The sequence below is a fragment of the Collinsella aerofaciens genome (genome assembly GCF_002736145.1).
Lineage (GTDB): Bacteria > Actinomycetota > Coriobacteriia > Coriobacteriales > Coriobacteriaceae > Collinsella > Collinsella aerofaciens_A.
The window spans coordinates 373,626-394,468 of record NZ_CP024160.1; the positions used below are offsets into that span (position 1 = coordinate 373,626).

Annotated in this window: 19 protein-coding genes and 1 other RNA gene; 14 read left to right on the top strand and 6 right to left on the bottom strand. The window is 60.1% G+C overall.

Annotated features, from left to right (window positions below; translation table 11 throughout):
• Positions 1 to 200: 200 nt before the first annotated feature.
• Positions 201 to 1,028 carry a Cof-type HAD-IIB family hydrolase gene (locus CSV91_RS01690; RefSeq protein WP_099431550.1) on the bottom strand — a complete coding sequence of 276 codons (828 nt, stop codon included), beginning with the start codon at positions 1,026 to 1,028 and terminating at the stop codon, positions 201 to 203.
• A gap of 553 nt (positions 1,029 to 1,581) precedes the next feature.
• Between CSV91_RS01690 and CSV91_RS01695 the strand changes: the two genes are divergently transcribed.
• From CSV91_RS01695 to ndk, 4 genes are all read left to right on the top strand, one after another.
• A complete protein-coding gene (locus tag CSV91_RS01695) occupies positions 1,582 to 2,808 on the top strand; it encodes an argininosuccinate synthase (RefSeq protein WP_035138001.1) in 1,227 nt (408 codons plus the stop codon).
• Between the two features lie 233 nt (positions 2,809 to 3,041).
• Positions 3,042 to 3,212, top strand: a complete 171-nt coding sequence (locus CSV91_RS09995; RefSeq protein ID WP_157757970.1) for a hypothetical protein — start codon at positions 3,042 to 3,044, stop codon at positions 3,210 to 3,212.
• Between the two features lie 118 nt (positions 3,213 to 3,330).
• Positions 3,331 to 4,761 (top strand): argininosuccinate lyase, encoded by a 1,431-nt coding sequence (argH, locus tag CSV91_RS01700; RefSeq protein WP_099431551.1) that lies wholly within the window; start codon positions 3,331 to 3,333, stop codon positions 4,759 to 4,761.
• Positions 4,762 to 5,138: 377 nt separating this feature from the next.
• The gene (gene ndk, locus CSV91_RS01705; RefSeq protein ID WP_055251725.1) at positions 5,139 to 5,543 is read left to right on the top strand and encodes a nucleoside-diphosphate kinase; all 405 of its coding nucleotides are present in this window, start codon (positions 5,139 to 5,141) and stop codon (positions 5,541 to 5,543) included.
• Between the two features lie 151 nt (positions 5,544 to 5,694).
• Here ndk and rpiB read toward each other — a convergent pair whose 3' ends face one another.
• Positions 5,695 to 6,162, bottom strand: coding sequence for a ribose 5-phosphate isomerase B (gene rpiB, locus CSV91_RS01710; RefSeq protein ID WP_006234151.1), 468 nt, complete (start codon positions 6,160 to 6,162; stop codon positions 5,695 to 5,697).
• Between the two features lie 272 nt (positions 6,163 to 6,434).
• Here rpiB and CSV91_RS01715 point away from each other — a divergent pair, with 272 nt between their 5' ends.
• Positions 6,435 to 7,754: an L-cysteine desulfidase family protein gene (locus CSV91_RS01715; RefSeq protein ID WP_099431552.1), complete on the top strand. Its 1,320-nt coding sequence runs from the start codon at positions 6,435 to 6,437 to the stop codon at positions 7,752 to 7,754.
• Here CSV91_RS01715 and CSV91_RS01720 read toward each other — a convergent pair.
• Positions 7,751 to 8,509 carry an HAD family hydrolase gene (locus CSV91_RS01720; protein ID WP_099431553.1) on the bottom strand — a complete coding sequence of 253 codons (759 nt, stop codon included), beginning with the start codon at positions 8,507 to 8,509 and terminating at the stop codon, positions 7,751 to 7,753. The genes CSV91_RS01715 and CSV91_RS01720 overlap by 4 nt on opposite strands.
• A 315-nt stretch (positions 8,510 to 8,824) precedes the next feature.
• On the opposite strand from CSV91_RS01720, the gene rpsA reads away from it, so the two are divergent.
• The 3 genes from rpsA to CSV91_RS01735 all read left to right on the top strand — a co-directional run bounded on the left by rpsA (position 8,825) and on the right by CSV91_RS01735 (position 11,557).
• Complete coding sequence (gene rpsA / locus CSV91_RS01725) at positions 8,825 to 9,991, top strand: 30S ribosomal protein S1 (RefSeq protein ID WP_022095232.1); 1,167 nt, start codon at positions 8,825 to 8,827, stop codon at positions 9,989 to 9,991.
• Between the two features lie 340 nt (positions 9,992 to 10,331).
• Positions 10,332 to 10,693: RNase P RNA component class A (rnpB, locus tag CSV91_RS01730), an RNA gene on the top strand.
• A 225-nt stretch (positions 10,694 to 10,918) separates the two neighbouring features.
• A complete protein-coding gene (locus tag CSV91_RS01735) occupies positions 10,919 to 11,557 on the top strand; it encodes a YigZ family protein (protein WP_172622422.1) in 639 nt (212 codons plus the stop codon).
• A gap of 67 nt (positions 11,558 to 11,624) precedes the next feature.
• On the opposite strand, the gene CSV91_RS01740 is transcribed toward CSV91_RS01735, so the two are convergent.
• Positions 11,625 to 12,071, bottom strand: a complete 447-nt coding sequence (locus CSV91_RS01740) for a C-GCAxxG-C-C family protein (protein ID WP_099431555.1) — start codon at positions 12,069 to 12,071, stop codon at positions 11,625 to 11,627.
• Positions 12,072 to 12,305: 234 nt separating this feature from the next.
• Between CSV91_RS01740 and CSV91_RS01745 the strand changes: the two genes are divergently transcribed.
• From CSV91_RS01745 to CSV91_RS01760, 4 genes are all read left to right on the top strand, one after another.
• Complete coding sequence (locus CSV91_RS01745) at positions 12,306 to 13,589, top strand: O-acetylhomoserine aminocarboxypropyltransferase/cysteine synthase family protein (RefSeq protein ID WP_099431556.1); 1,284 nt, start codon at positions 12,306 to 12,308, stop codon at positions 13,587 to 13,589.
• 139 nt (positions 13,590 to 13,728) lie between these two features.
• Positions 13,729 to 15,033 carry an MFS transporter gene (locus CSV91_RS01750; protein ID WP_099431557.1) on the top strand — a complete coding sequence of 435 codons (1,305 nt, stop codon included), beginning with the start codon at positions 13,729 to 13,731 and terminating at the stop codon, positions 15,031 to 15,033.
• 157 nt (positions 15,034 to 15,190) lie between these two features.
• A complete protein-coding gene (locus CSV91_RS01755; protein ID WP_022095227.1) occupies positions 15,191 to 15,769 on the top strand; it encodes a xanthine phosphoribosyltransferase in 579 nt (192 codons plus the stop codon).
• Between the two features lie 83 nt (positions 15,770 to 15,852).
• Entirely contained in the window at positions 15,853 to 16,233 is a 381-nt protein-coding gene (locus tag CSV91_RS01760) for a peptide chain release factor family protein (RefSeq protein ID WP_172622423.1), read from the top strand.
• A gap of 87 nt (positions 16,234 to 16,320) precedes the next feature.
• Here CSV91_RS01760 and CSV91_RS01765 read toward each other — a convergent pair whose 3' ends face one another.
• Positions 16,321 to 17,283, bottom strand: coding sequence for a diacylglycerol/lipid kinase family protein (locus CSV91_RS01765; protein ID WP_099431558.1), 963 nt, complete (start codon positions 17,281 to 17,283; stop codon positions 16,321 to 16,323).
• 86 nt (positions 17,284 to 17,369) lie between these two features.
• A complete protein-coding gene (locus CSV91_RS01770; RefSeq protein ID WP_172622424.1) occupies positions 17,370 to 18,791 on the bottom strand; it encodes a chloride channel protein in 1,422 nt (473 codons plus the stop codon).
• A gap of 211 nt (positions 18,792 to 19,002) precedes the next feature.
• Here CSV91_RS01770 and CSV91_RS01775 point away from each other — a divergent pair, with 211 nt between their 5' ends.
• Together CSV91_RS01775 and CSV91_RS01780 are read left to right on the top strand one after the other, a co-directional pair.
• Positions 19,003 to 20,265: a molybdopterin molybdotransferase MoeA gene (locus CSV91_RS01775; protein WP_099431559.1), complete on the top strand. Its 1,263-nt coding sequence runs from the start codon at positions 19,003 to 19,005 to the stop codon at positions 20,263 to 20,265.
• Between the two features lie 10 nt (positions 20,266 to 20,275).
• A complete protein-coding gene (locus CSV91_RS01780; protein ID WP_099431560.1) occupies positions 20,276 to 20,755 on the top strand; it encodes a MogA/MoaB family molybdenum cofactor biosynthesis protein in 480 nt (159 codons plus the stop codon).
• Positions 20,756 to 20,843: the final 88 nt, after the last annotated feature.

Here is a 20,843-nt window from a genome sequence, read left to right on the forward strand (position 1 = left end):
TCATTTCAGCTAAGTATCTAGACACTCAAGACGCCATCTTGGCGGCAGGAAAGTAAACCTAGGGCCTGGCCGGGCGGCACGGGTTAACTTTTCGTAGATTCCGCACGCAAAGAAAGCCACTTAATGTGGCTTTCGTCTTGCGCAGGACCTGACCGAGCGAAAAGTTATCCCGTGCCGCCCGGCCAGGCCCGATGGGACGGCTACCGAGCCGCCAAGATGGCGTCGATGAGCGTCAGTACGCCCCCGTCGTTGTTGCTCGGAATGCGCCACTTGGCGTGCGCGTTCATGTGCTCCTCGGCATTATCCACGATAAAGCTATGCCCGACGCGCTCCAGCATGGGAATATCGTTGTAGGTGTCGCCCACGGCGGCAGCGTCGGCGATATCGATGCCCAGGTGCTCGCACAAATGCGCCACGCCCGAACCCTTGTCGACGCCCAGGTTCATAAAGTCGATCCACTCGCGGCCCGCATTGGTGACGTAGAGCTGATCCGAGAACGCGGGGCTATAGGTCTCGCGGAATGCGGGCTCGGCATCGTAGGCAGGGAAAAAGACCGAGATCTTATTGGACTCGATATCAAGGCCCTCAAAGGTGTCGACATAGTTGATCGTGTTGTAGTACACGCTGATCTCGTCGTGGTACTGATGGTCGCGGGCGAGCACATAGAACTCGTCGTAGCAGCACAGGACGGGAACGGCGCGCGGGTCCTCCGAGGCACGAGCGAGCACCTGCTGATACAGCGCCATATCGATGTTGCTCTTATAGATATAGCTGCCGCGATAGATGACGCAGGCTCCGTTGTCGGGACAAAAAGCAAGGCGGTTCTTAATACCCTCGAACATCTCCTCGAGCTTGGGGGCAGGGCGTCCGCTGGCGGGGCAGAACACGATGCCAGCCTCGGCGAGCTTGTCCAGGCGCTCGTCGAGGCCCTGGGGTAGTACACGCTCGTCGGTGAGAAGCGTCTTGTCCATATCAACGGCGAGAATCTTAATGCTGCCGATATTGGTGTCCGATTCGTAAGTTTGCATAAAAGCGCGCCTTTCGTTTCGAAATTGTTTCAGACGTTATAACCATCAACCAGTAACCGAGCGTATTGTCGCAGGAACGGAGCGTATTTGCACTGCAATTCACAAAGTAATGAAAAAACTTTTCAGAAATTTGAATTTGTCGCTTGTGCTGCTGGCACTTTAGCGTAATATAGCGAACATCGAAAACGGAGACGGAAAAACAACCGCTTACCGAGGAAAAGGTACCGTTTACGATATATGAATTGCGCCCGGCGATAGGTGAAAGGAGAGGCAGATGCAGTTCGTAAAGATCATCACTACTGCAGACAATGCCATCCGACGCCAGCGCGCAATTTCCCGACGACGATAATAATCGTCTCTGTTCGTATGGGGTGAAATGCCCCAACAGAGTCATTTTGAGGTCGTTGGGTTTTAGCACGACATAGACGCATGTTTCTAGGGCATGTTGTGCTGCTTTTTGCTATTTAACCTGATATTGCACGGTTTTTGACCTCGAAATGACTTGCAACTGACCGATGTTCTAACTAGCTACCAAGGGCGAAAGGAAACAGCCATGAGCAAGGAAAAAGTCGTTCTCGCATATTCCGGTGGTCTTGATACATCTGTATGTGTCAAGTGGCTCCAGGACGAGAAGAATCTCGATGTCGTTTGTGTCTGCGGCAATGTGGGCCAGGAGGAGACCGGCCTGGACGCCAAGAAGCAGAAGGCCCTCGACCTGGGCGTTCTGGATTGCCAGGTGCTCGATCTGCGCGACGAGTTCTCCGATGAGTTCCTGACCAAGGCCATCGCCGCAAACTCCATGTACGAGAACAAGTATCCGCTGCTCTCCGCTCTTTCCCGTCCGCTGCTCGCCAAGAAGCTTGTCGAGGTCGCCCACGAGTTTGGCGCGACCTACGTCGCCCACGGCTGCACCGGCAAGGGTAACGACCAGGTCCGTTTTGAGGCCGCCGTCAAGGCCCTCGACCCCGAGCTCAAGGTTATCGCCCCGGTTCGCGAGTGGGACCTGAAGTGTCGTCCCGACGAGGTCGCCTACGCCCATGCTCACAACGTGCCGGTTCCCGAGGGTGCCAACGACAACCCCTACTCCATCGACGACAACCTGTGGGGTCGTGCCATCGAGTGCGGTCACCTGGAGGATCCTTGGAACGAGCCGCTCGACGACGCTTGGGTTATGACCAAGAACCCCGAGGACACGCCCGACACCCCGACGTATACCGAGATTGAGTTTGAGGCCGGCAAGCCCGTCGCCGTCGACGGCAAGAAGATGAAGCTCTCCGAGATCGTCATCGCACTCAACAAGATCTCCGGCGACAACGGCTTTGGCCGTCTCGATCTGGTCGAGGATCGTCTGGTGGGCCTCAAGAGCCGCGAGTGCTACGAGGTTCCCGGCGCCCTGACGCTCATCACCGCCCACAAGGCGCTCGAGGACATCTGCGTCGAGGGCGACCTGCTCAAGACCAAGATCAAGCTCGAGCAGGATTGGGCCACCGCCGTGTACAACGGCCAGTGGTACAGCCCGCTCAAGAACGCGCTCGATGCCTTTATGGCCGACACCCAGAAGTTCGTGACCGGTACCGTCCGTCTGAAGTTCTTTAAGGGCAACTGCCATGTCGTCGGCCGCAAGAGCCCCTTCAGCCTCTACGACTACGGTCTGGCTACCTACGACCGCGACACCACGTTTGACGAGAAGGCCAGCGCCGGCTTTATCGAGATCGATACGCTGTCGCTCAAGACGTGGGCAAAGGTCCAGGGTCCCAGCTCCGCTGCCGCCCAGGCCTAGCGCCTCCTTCCCTTGGTATCCGCGCGGCCCATCCGCGTGATACATAACGGGCGCACGGGGTCCCTACCTTTCGTTATGCTTGCTGACACTTCTTAACATCGGTGGCCCCTACGTTCCGCCCGCATATATGATGCCGCGACTGCGGCTGAGTCCGAGCCCCGCCGGGGTTGTCCGGCGGGGCTCCTTCTATCAATTTGGCGGCTCTGCGCCCATATATATGAGGAGTATCCATTATGTTCAATGCTATCGCGCATGCTTTACTTTCCCTCGCGCCCGAGCTCGATGCTGCGAAGGTCGAGGACGTCCCTATGAGCCTGAAGGCCTGGATCGATGGTTCGCAAGGCAACATCCGGAGGGAGACGTTGGGCGCCAAGTGCCTGGTGCGTCACTTCTTTGCAAATTAGCTACATGGCCCCGCGCACAGTGGGGAATGTGTAAAACTAGCGGTTGAAAAATCGCTTTAGCGACATGGCGCATTGCTTTGGGCGCTTGTTTTGGTATTTGGAGAAAGGGGACGGTTCCATGGCTCTTTGGGGCGGTCGTTTTGAGGCGGGAGTGGCCGAGGTCACGCAGGAGTTTGGCGCGTCGCTGCCGGTCGACAAACATCTCTATAAGCAGGATATCGCCGGTTCTAAGGCGCATGCCAAGATGCTGGCGGCCCAGGGCATCATCAGCGCCGAGGACGAGCAGGCGATTGCCGAGGGCCTGACCGGAATCGAACAGGATATCGATGCCGGCAACTTCACCTTCGATATCAACGATGAGGACATTCATATGTCCATCGAGAGCGAGCTGACGCGCCGTATCGGCGAGGCCGGTAAGCGCTTGCATACCGGGCGTTCACGCAACGACCAGGTGGCGACCGATACGCGCCTGGGCGTCAAGGCGTTGGCCAAGGAGCTCATGGAGGCCAATCTTGAGTTGCGCCATGTGCTGGTGGATGCGGCCAAGAAGTACGACAAGGTGATTCTGCCGGGCTACACGCACATGCAGCATGCTCAGCCCGTGCTGCTGTCACATCATCTGCTGGCGTATTCCTGGATGTTCGCGCGCGACTTTACACGCCTGAAGGCCGCCTTTGATGCCGCCGACAACTGCCCGCTGGGTGCTGCCGCGCTTGCCGGTACGAGCTATCCACTCGATCGTCAGATGACGGCTGCCGAGCTTGGCTTTGCGGGTGTGATTCCCAACTCGCTCGATGCGGTTTCCGACCGTGATTTCCTGCTCGATCTGCATTACGCCGGCTCCGTCATGGCCATGCACCTGTCGCGTCTTTCCGAGGAGATCGTGCTGTGGTCGAGCTCCGAATTTGGCTTCATCACGCTTTCCGACTCGTACTCCACCGGCTCGTCCATCATGCCGCAGAAGAAGAATCCCGACTTTGCCGAGCTTATCCGCGGCAAGAGCGGCCGAGTCTATGGCAACCTGGTGCAGCTGCTTGTGACCATGAAGGGCCTGCCGCTGGCCTATAACAAGGACTTGCAGGAGGACAAGGAGGGCGCGCTCGATACCGCCCACACGCTCATGCAGTGCCTGTCGGTTATGGCCGGTATGATTTCGACTTGGACCGTCAACGAGGATGCCATGGCGCGCGAGTGCGGCGTGGGGCACCTTGCCGCTACCGATGTTGCCGATTACCTGGCCAAGCGTGGCCTGCCGTTCCGTGAGGCGCATGCCGTGGTGGGCCATCTGGTCCTGATGTGTGAGAAGCGCGGCTGCAATCTTGAGGACCTGCCGTTTGAGGTCTTCCGGGAGGCAAGCCCGCTCTTTGAGCGCGATATTACCGAGGCGCTCGACATCCCGTCGATTGTCGCCGCGCGCACGACCGAGGGCGGTACCGCCCCTGCCGCCGTTGCCGTGCAGCTGCAGCGTGCCGAGGCACAACTTTTTGCCGACGAAGGTGTGTTTGGCTCGTTGACCAAGGTCGTCGAGATGGGCCACGGAGCCAATTAGCTTATAGGATGCGTCTGTCTGGTGCGTTCATCATATCTTGCCTTTACGGGTGCTCGCTACGGTGGGCGCCCGTTTTGTTATAGGGAAGGAAGGAGCTTGTCGAGAACTTTTGTAGGACATTTGCGCAGGTTGTGAAGGGGGTGCGTTCACGGGCGGCAATCGACCGTCCGTTCTGTTCGTTGCAGTTGGAAGTGGGGCGGATGGTACTCTAGTCGGGCTTCGGAACAGAAGTGACACATATGGAGCGCTTCAATTAATAATAACGCTTCAATAAACGGCTTTTTGTTTAACTGCAGCTAGAACTCTGTTACGATGCAGTCCAGGCGGGTGCCGGAATGGGACTTGGGCACGCGCGAACCTACTTGAAAGGCTACCTTATGGCTATCGAGAAGACCTTCATCATGATTAAGCCCGACGCTGTGCGCGACCGCAAGATCGGCGAGATCGTTGCTCGTATCGAGCGCAGCGGCCTTGTCATCGAGCGCATGGAGATGACCACGCTTGAGCGCGCCACCGTCGAGGAGCACTACGCCCATCTGGCCGACAAACCCTTCTTTGGCGGTCTGTGCGACTTTATGACGAGCGGTCCGGTCGTCAAGATGGTTGTTTCCGGTCTTTCCGCCGTCTCCAAGATGCGCACCCTTATGGGCGCCACCAACCCGCTTGATGCCGCTCCTGGCACCATTCGCGGCGACTTTGCCGTCGATGTCAACGCCAACGTGATTCATGGCTCCGACTGCCTGGAGAACGCCGAGATCGAGATCAAGCGTTTCTTTGGCTAAACCAGCTTTGACTCCTTAAAGCTGTTAGCGTGTGGCTTGGGCGCCGCGGAACTCCATCCGCGCCGCCCTTTTATTCCAAAATCTATGAAGGGGCCCGCTCGGACATGTGTTCCGAGCGGGCCCCTGCTGTTAGCTTGTGGCGCTAAGTGGTTTAGGCCTCGTCGACAACCTTGAGGCCGCGCGTGTGGTCGATCTCGTTGAGGAGGTTAACGCGACGCTCGTGACGGCCGCCCTCAAATTCGGCGTCGAGCCACTCGTCGACGATCATCTTGGCGAGCTCGGAGCCCACGACGCGGGCACCAAAGGCGAGCACGTTGGTGTTGTTGTGCATGCGGGAGAGCTTGGCGCTGAAGGGCTCGGAGCATACGACGGCGCGTACGCCCTCGACCTTGTTGGCGGCCAGGCTAATCCCGACGCCGGTGCCACAGATCAGGATACCCAGGTCGACGTCGCCGTTGGCAACGGCCTTACCCACCTTGTAGCCGGCGATGGGGTAGTCGAAGCTCTCGGAGGTGTCGGTGCCAAAGTTCACAACCTCGCAGCCGCGCTCCTTCAGGTGCTCGGAAATGATGTTCTTGAGCTCGACGGCGGCGTGGTCGTTACCGATACCGATCTTCATGGATGGTTCCTCTCTGGTCTATGCGGCGCAAATGCTAAAGGTGTTTACCGCGTTCGACTGCATGATAGCGCGACTTTTGTGTAAACGCTCGGGCGTTTTTTGGTCAAACGCTTTAGCAGGCAATAAGACCTGCTTTTCATGAATGAATACCGCCAGTTTGTGCTTGAGCGCCGTCCGCCGGAACCATAGTTGCGGTTTTTGATGCATTGTTATCAAATAAAAGGGCTAATTATTTTCGAGAGCCCAGCCCGTTATGCAAGCAGGAGATACCTATGCCTACCGATTCCCTTCGTGATGCCGCGTTTTGCGATGTTTTGAACCGCGAGCTTGTCTGTGCGCTCGGCTGCACCGAGCCTATTGCCGTTGCCTATGCAGCGGCGTTGGCGAGCCAGACGCTCGGTTGCGAACCCGATCATATGGACGTTGCCTGCTCGGGCAACATCATCAAGAACGTTAAGAGCGTGACCGTGCCCAACTCGGGCGGTATGCACGGTATTGAAGCTGCGGCCGTGCTGGGCGCCGTGGGCGGTGACGCCAAGAGCGCGCTCGAGGTGCTCGAGAGCGTTAACGACGAAGATCGTGCTCGCGTGATCGAGCTCCTCGCCGATGCCGGTTACTGCGATGTGTCGCTTGTCGAGGGTGTGCCCAACCTCTACATCAAGGTGACCGCCACGGCCGGGGGCCATACCGCGGTCGTCGAGATTACCGATCACCACACCAATGTCACGTGCCATACGCTCGACGGTATTCCGGTGTGCGGCAAGTCGGCGGGGGAGTGTGCCGCCTGCGCCGAGCGCGTGGTGGCCGAGCGGGCGGCGGATAAGGCTGACACGCCCATGTCGATTGAGTCCATCATCGACTTTATCGAGGACGGCGACATTGAGGGCGCCCGCGCTGCCGTTGAGCGTCAGATTGAGCTGAACGGCGCGATCAGTGCCGAGGGCCTCGCGCACGCTTGGGGCGCCGAGGTGGGCCGTACGCTGCTGGGCGCTCGTGCCGATGACGTCGCCTGCCGTGCCCGTGCCCGTGCGGCCGCCGGGTCCGACGCCCGCATGAACGGCTGCGCGCTGCCGGTCGCCATTGTGTGCGGCTCGGGCAATCAGGGCATTACCTGCGCCTTGCCCGTCATGGAGTATGCCGAATACCTGCGCTGCGACCACGAGCGCCTGGTGCGCGCCGTGATGCTGTCCGATCTTATCGCCGTGCATATCAAGAGCTATATTGGTGCGCTCTCGGCGTTTTGCGGTGCTATCTGCGCCGCGTGCGGCGCCGGCGCTGCGATTACCTGGCTGTGCGGTGGCACGCGCGAGCAGATTGGCGCGACGGTTTCGAACACGCTCGGTAACGTTGGCGGCATCGTGTGCGATGGCGCCAAGGCGAGCTGTGCCGCCAAGATTTCGGCTGCCGTTGATGCTGCGATTCTGGGACATGACATGGCCATGCAGGGGCGTGGCTTCCGTGCCGGCGAGGGTTTGATCCAGGATACCGTCGAGCAGACGATTGCTAGCATGGGCTACGTGGGCCGCGTGGGCATGAAGGACACCGACGTCGAGATCCTCAACATCATGATCGGCAAGACTCGAGTTTGTTAAGACAGTTCGTCGGCTACTTGGTGTTCGTAGAAGGCTTCTACTACGGCGTTGAAGTCGCGGGCGAAGTCTTCCATGGTTCCGCGCCAGGTGGCTCGGCCGGGTTTTCCCTGACCAACATAGGCAGTCTGAATGCCGCAGGCGGGGCTGGGGAAGTCACGCTTGGGGTCGTTGCCCACCATAAGGACCTCGTGCGGCTCGAGCCCCATCACCTGAAGCTGCTCTAGATAGTAGGTGGCATCGGGCTTGCAGCGGGTGGTGTTTCCCATGTGCGTGACGAGCTCAAAGGGGGCGTCGGCCAGGTCGCCCCAACCCATGCGGCACTCGATGGCCCCCTGCGGAAAGCTGGGGTTGGTGAAGAGCGCGCAGCGCAGCCCAGCGTCCTGTACGGCCTGAAGCGCGGCGTGTGCGCCCGGCATGGCGTGGGCGTTGATGACGTCATCATTCTTGTATGGAAGAACTTCGCGGTCGTAGTAGGTAAATGCCTCGTAGATGATAGGATCGGAGAGGCAGATGCCGCACCTGCGCTCGACCTCGGTGCGGTAAAACTCAAGATTGGTGCGGTTGTCCGTGCCGCTTCGGCGGTTGGCGTTGAGGTCGACCAGGATGGTGCCGAGGCGTGCCATCGTGCCACCGCGGCTGCGGCGCCCGATATCCGCGAGCATCGACGAGACATCCTTAAAATAGCGAAGGATGAACGCGTTGAGGTTGATGCTAAGAAGCGTCTCGTCCATATCGAAAACGACTGCTTTGAGCACGCGGGCACCTTTCTCGAAATAACGTTCCAGAATCGTTGGTTCCGGATACTTTACCCCAAAGCCGTATGCCTAACGGCCTATCGTCAACTTACGGAGACGGTCGTCCACAAGATTGCGAAAAAGTCTCCATACGAGTAAAAAATCGCAGTTCGCGCTTGAAATCGAAGTAATTTCCCCGTAATCTATACGAACGTGATTGCATAAGCGTCACATTAGTATCTGTCGGCTCCCGAGTGTTCCTAAACGTTGTGTGCTTGTCGCACCCTTCTGTAGGTCCTAGCAATCGGGGCCCCGTAGTTCGAAAGGGGTCCACCTTTGAGTGAGATTCAGAACTCGTCCATTTTCTCTCTTGACGATGTCAACGAGGAGGAGATGAACAACCTCATCGACGGTACGATTACCGACTTTGATGAGGGCGATCTCGTTAACGGCACTGTCGTTAAGATCGAGCATGACGAGGTGCTCGTTGACATCGGATTCAAGTCCGAGGGCGTTATCCCGGTCCGCGAGCTGTCCATCCGCAAGGACGCTAACCCTGCAGACATCGTTGCACTCGGTGATCCCATCGAGGCCCTGGTTCTCCAGAAGGAGGACAAGGACGGTCGTCTGGTCCTGTCCAAGAAGCGTGCCGAGTACGAGCGTGCTTGGAATCGCATCGAGGAGAAGTTCAACTCCGGCGAGAACGTCGAGGGCGAGGTTATCGAGGTTGTCAAGGGCGGCCTGATCCTCGACATCGGCCTGCGTGGCTTCCTGCCCGCTTCCCTCGTCGACCTCCGTCGTGTTAAGGACCTCACCTCTTACATGGGCACCCGCATCGAGGCCCGCGTCATCGAGATGGACCGCAACCGCAACAACGTTGTCCTCTCCCGTCGCGTCGTGCTCGAGGAGTCCCGTAAGGCCGAGCGCTCTGAGATCCTGTCTAAGCTCAAGTCTGGCATGCGTCTCCAGGGCACCGTTTCCTCCATCGTCGACTTCGGCGCCTTCGTCGACCTCGGCGGTATCGACGGCCTCATCCACATCTCCGAGCTCTCCTGGAACCACGTCAACCATCCTTCCGAGGTTGTCAAGGTCGGCCAGGAGGTCGAGGTCGAGGTTCTCGACGTCGATCTCAACCGCGAGCGCATCTCCCTGGGTCTCAAGCAGACCACCGAGGATCCGTGGCGCGCACTGGTCAAGAAGTACCCCGTCGGCGCTATCGTCGAGGGCACTGTGACCAAGCTTGTCCCGTTTGGCGCTTTCGTCGACCTGGGCGAGGGCATCGAGGGCCTGGTGCACATCTCCGAGATGGCCAACAAGCACGTCGACCAGCCTTCTCAGGTCACCCACGTGGGCGACAAGGTTCAGGTCAAGGTCATGGAGATCGACCTCGACCGTCGTCGTATCTCCCTGTCCATGAAGTCCGCTGCTGAGACTCTGGGCGTCGAGATCGAGGTCACCCCGCTGCCTTCCGAGAAGAAGGACGAGGAGACCGACGCCGAGTAAATCGGTTTGACGATCACTTGTTTTAAGGGATCCGTCCGCAATGGACGGGTCCCTTTTTGCATTTGCTGCTGAGGTACGCGATGCTGCTCGTGCGCAATGCTGCCGGGCTGTTCACAGGCTATTGAGTTGTCGGTGCATGAATAAATGCCGACATCCCGCCTCGGGGAGGAGGCGGGAACGCACCGAGTAGACGGAGGGGTGCGGAGCGCGGTCGTGTCTCGACTGACGACGTTGCCCATCGACGGAACTATTGTAGCGCATGGGTGGTTCTTGGTTTATCGTGCGAGCGCTTGTGTTGTGCCGTTGCCTGCGGCAACGGTGTGTTACACTCTTGCACTGCTGAGTGGGCCAGACGGTCGCGCGATGTGCTGCTTGCAGCACGCGTGAGGAAAGTCCGGGCTCCAGAGGGCGGGATGCCGGCTAACGGCCGGGCGGAGTGATCCGACGGAAAGCGCCGCAGAAAAGAAGACTCCCACCTGCGCCGCAAGGCGTAAAGGGAAAAGCTGAAACGGTGGTGTAAGAGACCACCAGCGTCGTGGCAACACGGCGGCTTGGCAAGCCCCATCCGGAGCAAGCGCGAATAGGAACGCTATGGGCCGGCCCGGTCCGCGTTCGGGTAGCGTGCGTGGAGCTGCACGGTAACGTGCAGACAAGATAAATGACCGTTCACGACAGAACCCGGCTTATAGGCCCACTCAGCTTTCTTGTTGACGCTGCGACGACGTCAGCTGGCCGATTTGGCGCTCATTCGTCGGTCGCCGCCATAAGGCGTGCTCCCTCCTCTTTCGGGCCAAATCGACTCAGCTGACGCCGTCTCGCTGTTGGTGACGGCGTCATTGGCGTTTCCGTTCTTGTTGGCGAGGGCAACGGTACACCCTTTGCCGTATTATTGAGGCTGTTTGTTGCTTTGCTTGTTGTTGAGGGGCTTTGTTGGACAGCTATTTTACTCTGCAATCGAATATTGAGGCTTCGGGCGAGTTTGTGGATCGCAAGAGCCGGTTTATTGCCCAGCTGGTCCATATTGAGTCTGAGGATGAGGCGAATGCCTTTATCGAGATGATTCGCAAGCGTCATTACGACGCTCGACACAATGTTCCCGCGTGGATTTTGGTCGATGGACGCGAGCGCCAGAGCGATGACGGCGAGCCGAGCCGTACGAGCGGCATGCCGACGCTCGAGGTGCTTCGCGGCGCGGGGCTCAAAGATGTTTGCTGCGTAGTGACGCGCTATTTTGGTGGTACGTTGTTGGGGCCGGGCGGCTTGGTTCGCGCCTATACTGCGGCGACGCAGGCGGCGGTGGCTGCGGCTCAGGAAGCCGGGCAGATCGTTGAGATGACGAGCCTCGTGCCGGTTGATGTACGTGTGGCCTATCCGCAATACGAGCAGGTGCTTCGCTTGGCGCAGGATTCGGGTGCTAAGGTTGCGGATACCGATTATGCGGATGCCGTGACGATTCACTTGGTGTTTAAAGCGGGGGAGCAGGAGCCGTTTTGCACTAAGATGCGCGAGCTTATGGCGGGGCGCGAGGAGATTGAGGTCGGTGCTCCCGAGTTTGCGGAGTTCTAACGACGACGGTCGGCGTGCTTTTGGATGAATCCCAAGCGCGCCGGCCGTCGTTTTATGTTGCCGCCGTTTACTCGGCGAGCTGCTTTAGCACATCGCAGGCGATGTCGACGGCGTCGTCGATGCAGCCGGGGCAGCTGCGGAGCGGACCCTGGTCCGAGCCGATGCCCTTGAGCGTGCCGCAGACGGTCGTGGTGTTCTTCTCGCCAAAGCGCTTGGCAATCTCGCGCGACAGCTTGTAGGTCTGGCCCTTGGTCTTGGGGTTCTCCATACCGTCGCTCATCACAAAGCCCATGATGGCCACGGCGCCCGAGATGGCGCCGCAGGTCTCGGTCATGCCGCCCATGCCGGCGCCAAAGCCCTCGGTGAGGGTAAAGGCGATCTGGGGGTCGAGCCCCACAGCGGGCGCGAGCGTGCAAGCGACAGCCTGGGCGCAGTTAAAGCCGCGGGCGTGGTACTCGGCAGCCTGAGCCTGGCAGGCGGCAGTGTTGAGCTGGGTGGTATCGATCTGCTTCATCGGTGTCTCCTTGATTGCGGTGTACCCGCCTATGGTACCCTTGCCGGCGCATTCGCTTATCGAGACCGCAGTGCATATCTCATTGTTTTTCGCCATCGAACACTTTCTTAAGATTTGGGACAAATAAACCTGATTAATTTGTCCCATAACCTATCGGCGGGATGGGTTGAGAGGGGTGCGGGGTAGCGGTATCGTGAACCGAATAAAAACAAAACCCAAGTAAGGGAGTTGGATATGAGCGAGCAGACTATCGGTACCACGTGTGTTCAGGGCGGCTATCACCCGGGAGATGCGGAGCCGCGCCAGGTGCCCATCTACCAGTCCACCACGTGGAAATACGACACGTCCGAGCACATGGGCAAGCTGTTTGACCTGGAGGAGTCGGGCTACTTCTACAGCCGTCTGCAGAATCCCACGTGCGATCTGGTTGCCGCCAAGATCTGCGAGATGGAGGGCGGCACCGCTGCGATGCTCACGAGTTCGGGCATGGCCGCGAACTTCCTCGCGATCTTTAACGTGGCCGGTGCCGGTGATCACGTGGTCGCGAGCTCTGCTATCTACGGCGGTACGTATAACCTGCTCGCCCACACCATGGGCCGCATGGGCGTGACTTGCACGTTTGTCGCCCCCGACTGCACCGATGAGGAGCTGGAGGCAGCCTTTGAGCCCAATACCAAGCTCGTCTTTGGCGAGACGATTGCCAACCCTGCCCTTGCCGTGCTCGATATTGAGCGCTTTGCCAAGGCCGCGCATGACCACGGCGTGCCGCTGATGGTCGACAACACCTTCCCGACGCCCGTGATGTGCCGTCCCTTTGAGTGGGGCGCCGACATCGTCACGCACTCCACGACCAAGTACATGGACGGTCACGCGGCCTACCTGGGCGGTGTAATCGTCGATCACGGTCAGTTTGACTGGATGGCCCATGCCGACAAGTTCCCGGGCCTCACCACGCCCGACGAGAGCTACCACGGCGTGACGTATGCCGAGAAGTTCGGTCGCGAGGGTGCCTTCATTACCAAGGCAACCGCTCAGCTCATGCGCGACCTTGGTCCCATGCAGAACCCGCAGGCGGCGTTTTTCCTGAACAGCTCGCTCGAGAGCCTGCATGTGCGCATGCCGCGTCATTGCGAGAACGGCCTGGCCGTTGCCAAGTTCCTGCAGAGCCATCCCAAAGTGCGCTTTGTGAGCTATCCGGGCCTGGAGGGCGATAAGTACTATGGCCTGGCTCAGAAGTACATGCCCAACGGTACCTGCGGCGTCGTGAGCTTTGGCTTTACCGGCGGTCGTGCGGCTGCCGAGACCTTTATGAAGAGCCTCAAGCTCGCCCAGATCGCCACGCACGTGGCCGACGCCCGCACTTGCTGCCTGCATCCCGCTAACGCCACGCATCGCCAGATGAACGATGAGGAGCTCATCGCCTGCGGCATCTCCGCCGACATGGTGCGCCTGTCGTGCGGCCTCGAGGACACGGCCGATCTGATTGCCGACCTTGAGCAGGCGCTCGAGCAGTGCTAGGCTAGCTCCGTACAAGGTGCCGATGCTGGCAGAAAGCTTCGGCGACCTTCAGTTCCGATTCCGTAGGCGGGACCCCAATTGCGTCTTTGCAGGCGATTGGGGCCCCGTTTTTTGCGTTGTGCCACTCGAAAGGATGGATATGGAGAAAACCGCAGAGCAGCTGCGCCGCGAGCGCATTGCCCTTGAGGGCGACACCCACGGCAAGAACAAGTGGGCGATTCTGTTTACCGTGCTCATCATGACGTTTATGGTGTGTCTGGATTCGACCGTCGTGACCGTGGCGCTGCCCGTGATGCAAAAGGAGCTGGGCGTGGGCCTCGATCGCATTCAGCTGGTAAGCTCGGTGTATCTGCTTGCGACGTGCGTGGCTATGTTGCCGTTTGGCCGTCTGGGCGACGTGCGCGGCAAGGTGAATGTGTTCCAGCTGGGCGTCATCGTCTTTTCGGTCGGTTCGCTGCTGTGCGGCCTTTCGGCCTCGCTCGAGGTTCTTATCCTGGCACGCATTGTTCAGGGCGTCGGTTGCGCGGCAGCCATGGCCAACAACATGGGTATCATCACCGAGTCGTTTCCGGCGCGCGAGCGCGGCCGTGCCATGGGTATTCTCGCGACCTTCGTGGCCCTCGGCATGATGTGCGGCCCCGTGCTCGGCGGCATGCTGGTGGCAAGCTTTCCCTGGGAGAGCATCTTCCTCATCAACCTGCCCATTGGCGTCATCTCGTTTATCGTGGGGCTCTATACGCTACCGCATGTTAAGCCGGAGGCCGGCGAGCGCCCCATGTCCCTGATCGAGGCTGCTCGTCGCTGCTTTGCAAATTCGGCCTTCACCATCAACCTTGCCTGCATGCTCATCGTGTTCGTTGGTATTGGCGCATCCGAGTTTATCCTGCCGTTCTATTTTCAGGACGCCCACGGCTTTGGTTCCGATATCTCCGGACTGCTCTTTTTGGCACTGCCGATGGTAAATGCCTTTATCGGCCCGCTTTCGGGTACGGTTTCCGACCGTGTTGGCTGCGAGGGCCCCACGGCCGTGGGCCTGGGCGTGTACGTGTGCGGCCTCTTTGCGGTGAGCACGCTCGACGAGCACTCTTCGATCCCTGTCATCGTGTGCTGCGTCGCATTTATGTCGTGCGGTACGTCGATCTTCCAGAGCCCCAACAACTCCCTGTACATGGGGTCGGCCCCGCACGAGGCGCTCGGTTTTGCGGGCAGCTTGGGCAGTTTGGCGCGCTATGCGGGCATGGCGCTGGGTATTACGGCGGCGTCGCACATCCTGTATGGCCAGATGAGCGTGGCGATGGGCGAGGCCGTGACCAGTATTGTTGCAGGTCGTCCGGATGTGTTCCTGTACGGCTTTCGCTCGGTGTTCTACGCGCTCATGGCTGTGGCCGCTGTGGGCTTTGCGCTCGCCATGGTGCGTTTGGTGAGGATGCGCGCCCGCCATTAGCGTGTTGGGAGGCTGTCTGCCACGATTCGCGCCGTCCCAAAAAGACTGGTTTGTGGTGCGATGCGGCTTGTGGGGCGGGCGGGGGTCGGTCCGTGGTAGACTATCGAACAACGTTTATTAATCGCGCGGTATCGTTGCCGCGAGAAGGGGTTGCGCCATGCAGGAGCTTGAGGATCGTATTCGCCATGACGGCATCGTAAAGGCCGGTAACGTCCTTAAGGTTGATGCCTTCCTCAACCACCAATGCGACGTTGAGCTGTTCGACCACATGGGCGCCGAGTGGGCTCGTCTGTTCGAGGGTGTCGAGATCAACAAGATCCTGACGATTGAGGCTTCGGGCATTGGCATGGCTTGCATCGCAGCCCAGCATTTTGGCGGCGTGCCGGTGGTCTTTGCTAAGAAGGCACAGTCCATCAACCTCGACGGCGAGCAGTATGCCACGACCATCTACTCCTTCACCAAGCAAAAGGAGTATCCGGTCATCGTTGGCAAACGCTTCCTGTCCGAGGGTGACAAGGTCCTGATCATCGATGACTTTTTGGCCAACGGCTGCGCGCTCGAGGGCCTTATCAAGATCTGCGAGGCTGCAGGTGCCGAGGTGTCCGGTATTGGCATTGCGGTGGAGAAGGGCTTCCAAGGCGGTGGCGATAAGCTCCGCGAGCGCGGCTTCCGCGTTGAGAGCCTGGCCCGTATCGCCGATATGGACTGCGAGACCGGCGAGATTACCTTCGCCTAAGCGCGCAACACAAGCGATTGGTATGCGATGTGACAAAGGGACCGTCCCTTTGTCACATTTTTTGTATGAAGGGAGGTGTTGATATGGACGAGAACAAGATGGGATGGCGCGAGTATGCGCGCTATGCCGAGATGCCGGCCGAGGAGTTGGCGCGCGATTGCGAGGTGCAGGTGTTTCGCGCGACGGGTCCGGGCGGACAGGGCGTCAACACGACGGACTCGGCGGTGCGTATGAAACATATCCCTTCGGGAATTACCGTGACGGCGCGCGAGAGCCGCAGTCAGTTCCAAAATCGCGCGAGTTGCCTGCGTAAACTGCGCGCTGAGCTTGAACGTCGCGGGCGTCCACCGCGCCGACGCGTAAAGACTAAGGTGCCTCAGCGCTCTCGCCAACGCAGACTCAACGACAAGCACTTCAACGCCATTAAAAAGGCCAACCGTCGCAAACCAGGCGGGGAGGAATGATCTTCTCAATAAGTTGCGGTGAAATAGGGACTGTTTCGCGGCTTTAACTGCATAAACAGTCCCTATTTCACCGCAACTTAGGTGGGGTTAGCGGGTGGGGCGCCAGACCTGGAGGGCGCCGCCGAGGACGTCGACCTCGATGCGCGAGGCGACAACGGGCTCGCCGTCGGCCTGGATGGGGTAGTCGGGCTCCTCAAAGGTGAGCTCGGCATGGCGGCAGCGGCGCATGCGAACCGGCGGCAGCTTGGTGTGGTGGCCGTCTTTGGCCGAGAGGAACATAGGCAGGGCAACCGCGCGGGGGACGGGGCCGCAGGCGTAGCAGACGTCGAGCATGCCGTCGCAGGGGTCGGCATCGGGGCAGATGCGATAGCCCGAGCCGTACGTGGGGCCCAGCTGAATCGCCATGATGATCGCCCTCACGCGCTCGGCGGGCGTGCTGTCAAAGCTGGCTGTCATGGGGTAGTTGCGATAGCGCAGGCCAAACTGCTCAAGTCCCGAGAGGGTGTAGAGCGGAGCACCCGTCAAGCCGGTCTTTTTGCGAAGCTCGGTGGTGCCAAGGCCGATGGCGGCATCGATGCCGACCGAAAGCGTCTGGTCATAGTACTCAACGGTAGCCTCGCCGCTACCGCTTGCGGGGTTCCATGAGCGAATGCGCCCGATATCTTGACGCTGCAGCTCACAAGTGAGCAGCGTGCCAAAATCCTTACCGGAGAAATCGTCGATGCCGAGCGTCTGGGCAAAATCGTTGCCGGAGCCCACGGGCAGGACGGCAAGAGCGGGGCGGGCGTCCTCCTTTTGCGTCATAAGCCCGTTGACGACCTCGTGGATCACGCCGTCGCCGCCGAGTGCGATAACGGTGCGATAGCCCTGAGCCTGCGCGGCCAGCTCCTTGGCGTGTCCCATACGTTCGGTCAACACCAGGTCAAACTGGGATGCGCGTGCAGTCATGTCCAAAAAGCGTTGCAGGCGCTCGGCAACTTCGCGTGCCGCAGCCGACTGGGCGGCTGGGTTAGCGATGATGAGCGTGCGACCAAAATCAGTTGCGTGCATGGGGCGACTCCCGGCGTGTGACATGACGGTGCGGTCGCGCTCAGGTCGAATTGCCCCCGATTGTGGCTGCACGGCGATTATTACATCTACTCTATCAGGTCGTTGTGGCGCTCGATAGCATCCGCTACCGTACCGCCCTCATCCACAATAAGCGAACGGCGCTTGGGTGAGATGATGCGCTGGGCGGGGTACACGCCGCGGTGTCCGCCGGTTAGGTAGCTGATAAAGGCCACGATGACAAAGAACCCGGCGGCCGTGCCGTGGAACAGGTCGATGGCCATCATGCAGGTGGTGATGGGCACGTTGAGGCCGGCGCAGAACACACCGAGCATGCCGAGAGCCGCCAGAAAACTGGGGTCAAGCCCGGTAAGGCGACCGATCCAGCCACCGAGTGCCGCACCGATGCCAAACAGGGGCGTGACCTCGCCGCCTTGGAAGCCCGCACCCAGGGTAAGCGCTGTGACGACCAACTTGATGGCTGCGTCCGCCAGGGTAGTGTTGCCTGCAAATCCTGCGCCGGAAAGCCACGTGGAAAGGCCGGCGTAGTCCCAGGCGTCGAGGAGGGCATAGGCGGCCAAAACCACGAGTGCGCCTATGAGTGCGCGGACGAGGTAATTGGCGATAAAGCGACCGTACAAGCTTTTGACGGTTCGAACCGACCAGGCAAAGAGGCGTGCCGTCAGGCCGAAGATAATGGCGCTGATAACAACGATGACAACCGTCCGTGGTGTCATGTTGGGAACGCTGGCGATGACATTCGCCTCGTACTCGGTTCCCAAGGCAAGCGACGTAAAGTAGCCGGTAAACGAGGCGACCAGGCAGTAGATGCCCGCGGTGTAGTCGATCTTGCCGATAAAGCACATCTCCATGCCAAAGAAAGCTCCAGCAAGGGGCGAACCGAATACGGCGCCAAAGGCCGACGAGATGCCGGCGAGCATGAGGTCGTGGTGGTCATGCTTTTTGAGGTGGGCGAGGCTCGAGATGTTGCTGGCGATGGTGCCGCCAATCTGCACCGCGGCTCCCTCGCGACCGGCCGATCCACCCGTTAGGTGCGTGAGCGTAGAGCAGACGAAGGTGAGGACGGCCATGCGCATATGGATGAGGCGTGTGCCCAGAGCGGAGTCGATGACCAGGTTGTTACCGCGTTTGGCAGCAAGGCCGTGGTTTTTGTACACCCATGCGGTGGCAATGCCCACAACGGGAAGCAATGCGTAGACCCACGCGTGGTGCTCGCGATAATCGGTCGCGATATTCAGCGAGGCCAAAAACGCCCAAGCGGCAACGCCCATGGCGAGCGAGACGATGACGACGAGCGCGAGCAACTTGGCGCTCGCGAGTAGGTTGCGGGCGTTGCGGCGCGTGTCGGCAGCCAAGAGATGCTCGGAGCGGGTGAGCTGTTGCCTGCCTGCCATGATGACGTCATTAAGGGAGAAAAAGCCGCCGTCGTCGAGCGACTGGGAATGATCCTGCGCCTCGTTTGCGCTTTCGGGTTTGTCGGTAAAAGCCATACGTTCCTCTTTTGGGTTGCAACACGAGCATTATAGAACGTGCCATACGTGACAAACCGGCAGGTTGGTTTTGGTTTTGTTTCGCGGCCCGTTACCGACAGGTGTATTCGTGGGTACGGGCCGTGTCGCCGTCGTGCGGCGGGGGATTATACTGAGATAAACATAAAGAATCGGCGCCCGTGGTGTGCGCCGCTGCATGCTAGAGGTGTATATGGCAGAGAAACTCATTCCGTTGGAGGACGCACAGGCAATCGTCTTGTCGCACGTGAATCGCACCGAAGTTGTCGAGATTCCCGTGTGGCAGGCCGCCGGTCTTCCCTTGGCAGAGGACGCGGTGGCCGATACCGACATCTCGCCGTTTGCTAACAGCGCTATGGACGGATATGCCGTGCGCTCGGCGGATTTGGCGCAGGCATCTGGCGAGGCGCCGGTGACGCTCGACGTTATCGGACACGAGGCCGCGGGCCATGTGTTTGAGGGCACAATTGGCGCGGGCGAGACGGTCCGCATCATGACGGGCGCGCCGGTACCCGAAGGTGCCGATGCCGTGGTGAAATACGAGATCGTTGAGGTGCTTGACGGCGACGGCAACGAGGGCTCACACGTGAGCTTCTCGACGCCGGCCAAGGTGGGGGAGAACGTTCGCTCTGCCGCCGAGGAGGCCCATGCCGGCGACGTTGTGATGCACGCCGGCGAGGTCGTGGCTCCGGCGGGCGCGGGTCTGCTGGCAAGCGCCGGATACGCGAGCGTGAAGGTGCACGCTGCCCCGCGTGTGGGCATCATCTCGCTGGGCACGGAACTGGTCGCGCCGAACGAGCTGCCGGCGCGCGGGCAGATTCGCGACTCCAACTCGTCGGCGTTGATGGCCGAGGCACTCGATGCCGGCGCCGAGCCCGTGTTCTACGGCATTGCGCCCGATGATGAGCAGGCGATTGCCGAGCTGGTGCATCGTGCCGTGCAGGAGTGCGATTTTGTCATTACGAGCGGTGGCGCCTCGGCAGGCGACTACGACTACGTGACGGCGCTCGTCCGGCGCGAGGGCGAGGTGCTGTTTGACCGCATCTCGATGCGTCCGGGCAAGGCCATCACGTTTGGCTTGCTCGGGGGTAAGCCCTACCTGGGGCTTTCAGGCAATCCGGCCGCGGCGTATGTGGGCTTTGAGATGCTCGCCCGCCCGGCGATTCGCAAGATGCGCGGCTTTGCCGAGGGTGCACGTCCCGTGCAGCAGGCGATGCTCACGCACGGCGTGAAAAAGCGACAGCATCGCCGCTTCTTCGATCGCGCCACGGTTTTGCGTGACCCCGAGACCGGTGGGCTGTTGGTGACCGAGGCCAAGACGCAGAATTCGGCGCTGCTCGGCACGATGCAGCGGGCCAACTGCCTGCTGCGTATTGACGAAGGTCCGTGCGAGCTTGCGGCGGGCGACGTCGTGGACGTTGTTCGCGTCGACCTGCCCGAGGGCGCCGTGTTGTAGGAGGAATGCTATGGAGCTGAAGATATCGATCGTGACGTGCTCGGATACGCGCGATCTAGCCCAGGACGAGGCTGGAGCCGCACTCGAGGAACTTATCGAGGCGCAGGGCTGGACGGTCGTCTCACATGTGGTCGTGCGCGACGACGTCAGCGAGATCGGTGATGCCATTGTGGAAGCCGCCGATGAGTGCCACGCCAATGTCGTGCTCACCTGCGGCGGCACGGGGCTTTCGATGCGCGATGTGACGCCCGAGGCGACGCGTGCCGTCTGCGATCGCGACGTGCCGGGTATTGCCGAGGCGATCCGTGCGTACTCGATGACCAAGACGCGCCGCGCCATGCTCTCGCGCGCTATTTGCATGCAACGAGGTCATACACTTGTCGTAAACTTTCCCGGTTCTACGAAGGCCGCCCGCGAAAGCTGGGAGGCCGTGAGCGATCAGCTGGAGCATGCGGCTCAGATGACAGCGGGCGGCGGACATACCAACTAAGCGGGTTTACCTGCGGCGGGGCGACCTAAACGGCTGCTCCGCCTTTTATTTGCGCCCAAGGGGACGGCATTCTGTAGGCATGCCTGAA

What these genes read in the sequence shown, in the direction of transcription:
- CSV91_RS01695 (WP_035138001.1), top strand. Translation starts at nt 1,582, where the DNA reads ATGAGCAAGGAAAAAGTCGTTCTCGCATATTCCGGTGGTCTTGATACA.
- CSV91_RS01775 (WP_099431559.1), top strand. Translation starts at nt 19,003, where the DNA reads ATGGCAGAGAAACTCATTCCGTTGGAGGACGCACAGGCAATCGTCTTG.
- rpiB (WP_006234151.1), bottom strand. Translation starts at nt 6,162, where the DNA reads ATGAAGATCGGTATCGGTAACGACCACGCCGCCGTCGAGCTCAAGAAC.
- CSV91_RS01745 (WP_099431556.1), top strand. Translation starts at nt 12,306, where the DNA reads ATGAGCGAGCAGACTATCGGTACCACGTGTGTTCAGGGCGGCTATCAC.
- CSV91_RS01770 (WP_172622424.1), bottom strand. Translation starts at nt 18,791, where the DNA reads ATGGCTTTTACCGACAAACCCGAAAGCGCAAACGAGGCGCAGGATCAT.
- CSV91_RS01755 (WP_022095227.1), top strand. Translation starts at nt 15,191, where the DNA reads ATGCAGGAGCTTGAGGATCGTATTCGCCATGACGGCATCGTAAAGGCC.
- CSV91_RS01760 (WP_172622423.1), top strand. Translation starts at nt 15,853, where the DNA reads ATGGACGAGAACAAGATGGGATGGCGCGAGTATGCGCGCTATGCCGAG.
- CSV91_RS01690 (WP_099431550.1), bottom strand. Translation starts at nt 1,028, where the DNA reads ATGCAAACTTACGAATCGGACACCAATATCGGCAGCATTAAGATTCTC.
- CSV91_RS01765 (WP_099431558.1), bottom strand. Translation starts at nt 17,283, where the DNA reads ATGCACGCAACTGATTTTGGTCGCACGCTCATCATCGCTAACCCAGCC.
- CSV91_RS01780 (WP_099431560.1), top strand. Translation starts at nt 20,276, where the DNA reads ATGGAGCTGAAGATATCGATCGTGACGTGCTCGGATACGCGCGATCTA.
- argH (WP_099431551.1), top strand. Translation starts at nt 3,331, where the DNA reads ATGGCTCTTTGGGGCGGTCGTTTTGAGGCGGGAGTGGCCGAGGTCACG.
- CSV91_RS01750 (WP_099431557.1), top strand. Translation starts at nt 13,729, where the DNA reads ATGGAGAAAACCGCAGAGCAGCTGCGCCGCGAGCGCATTGCCCTTGAG.
- CSV91_RS09995 (WP_157757970.1), top strand. Translation starts at nt 3,042, where the DNA reads ATGTTCAATGCTATCGCGCATGCTTTACTTTCCCTCGCGCCCGAGCTC.
- CSV91_RS01715 (WP_099431552.1), top strand. Translation starts at nt 6,435, where the DNA reads ATGCCTACCGATTCCCTTCGTGATGCCGCGTTTTGCGATGTTTTGAAC.
- CSV91_RS01740 (WP_099431555.1), bottom strand. Translation starts at nt 12,071, where the DNA reads ATGAAGCAGATCGATACCACCCAGCTCAACACTGCCGCCTGCCAGGCT.
- ndk (WP_055251725.1), top strand. Translation starts at nt 5,139, where the DNA reads ATGGCTATCGAGAAGACCTTCATCATGATTAAGCCCGACGCTGTGCGC.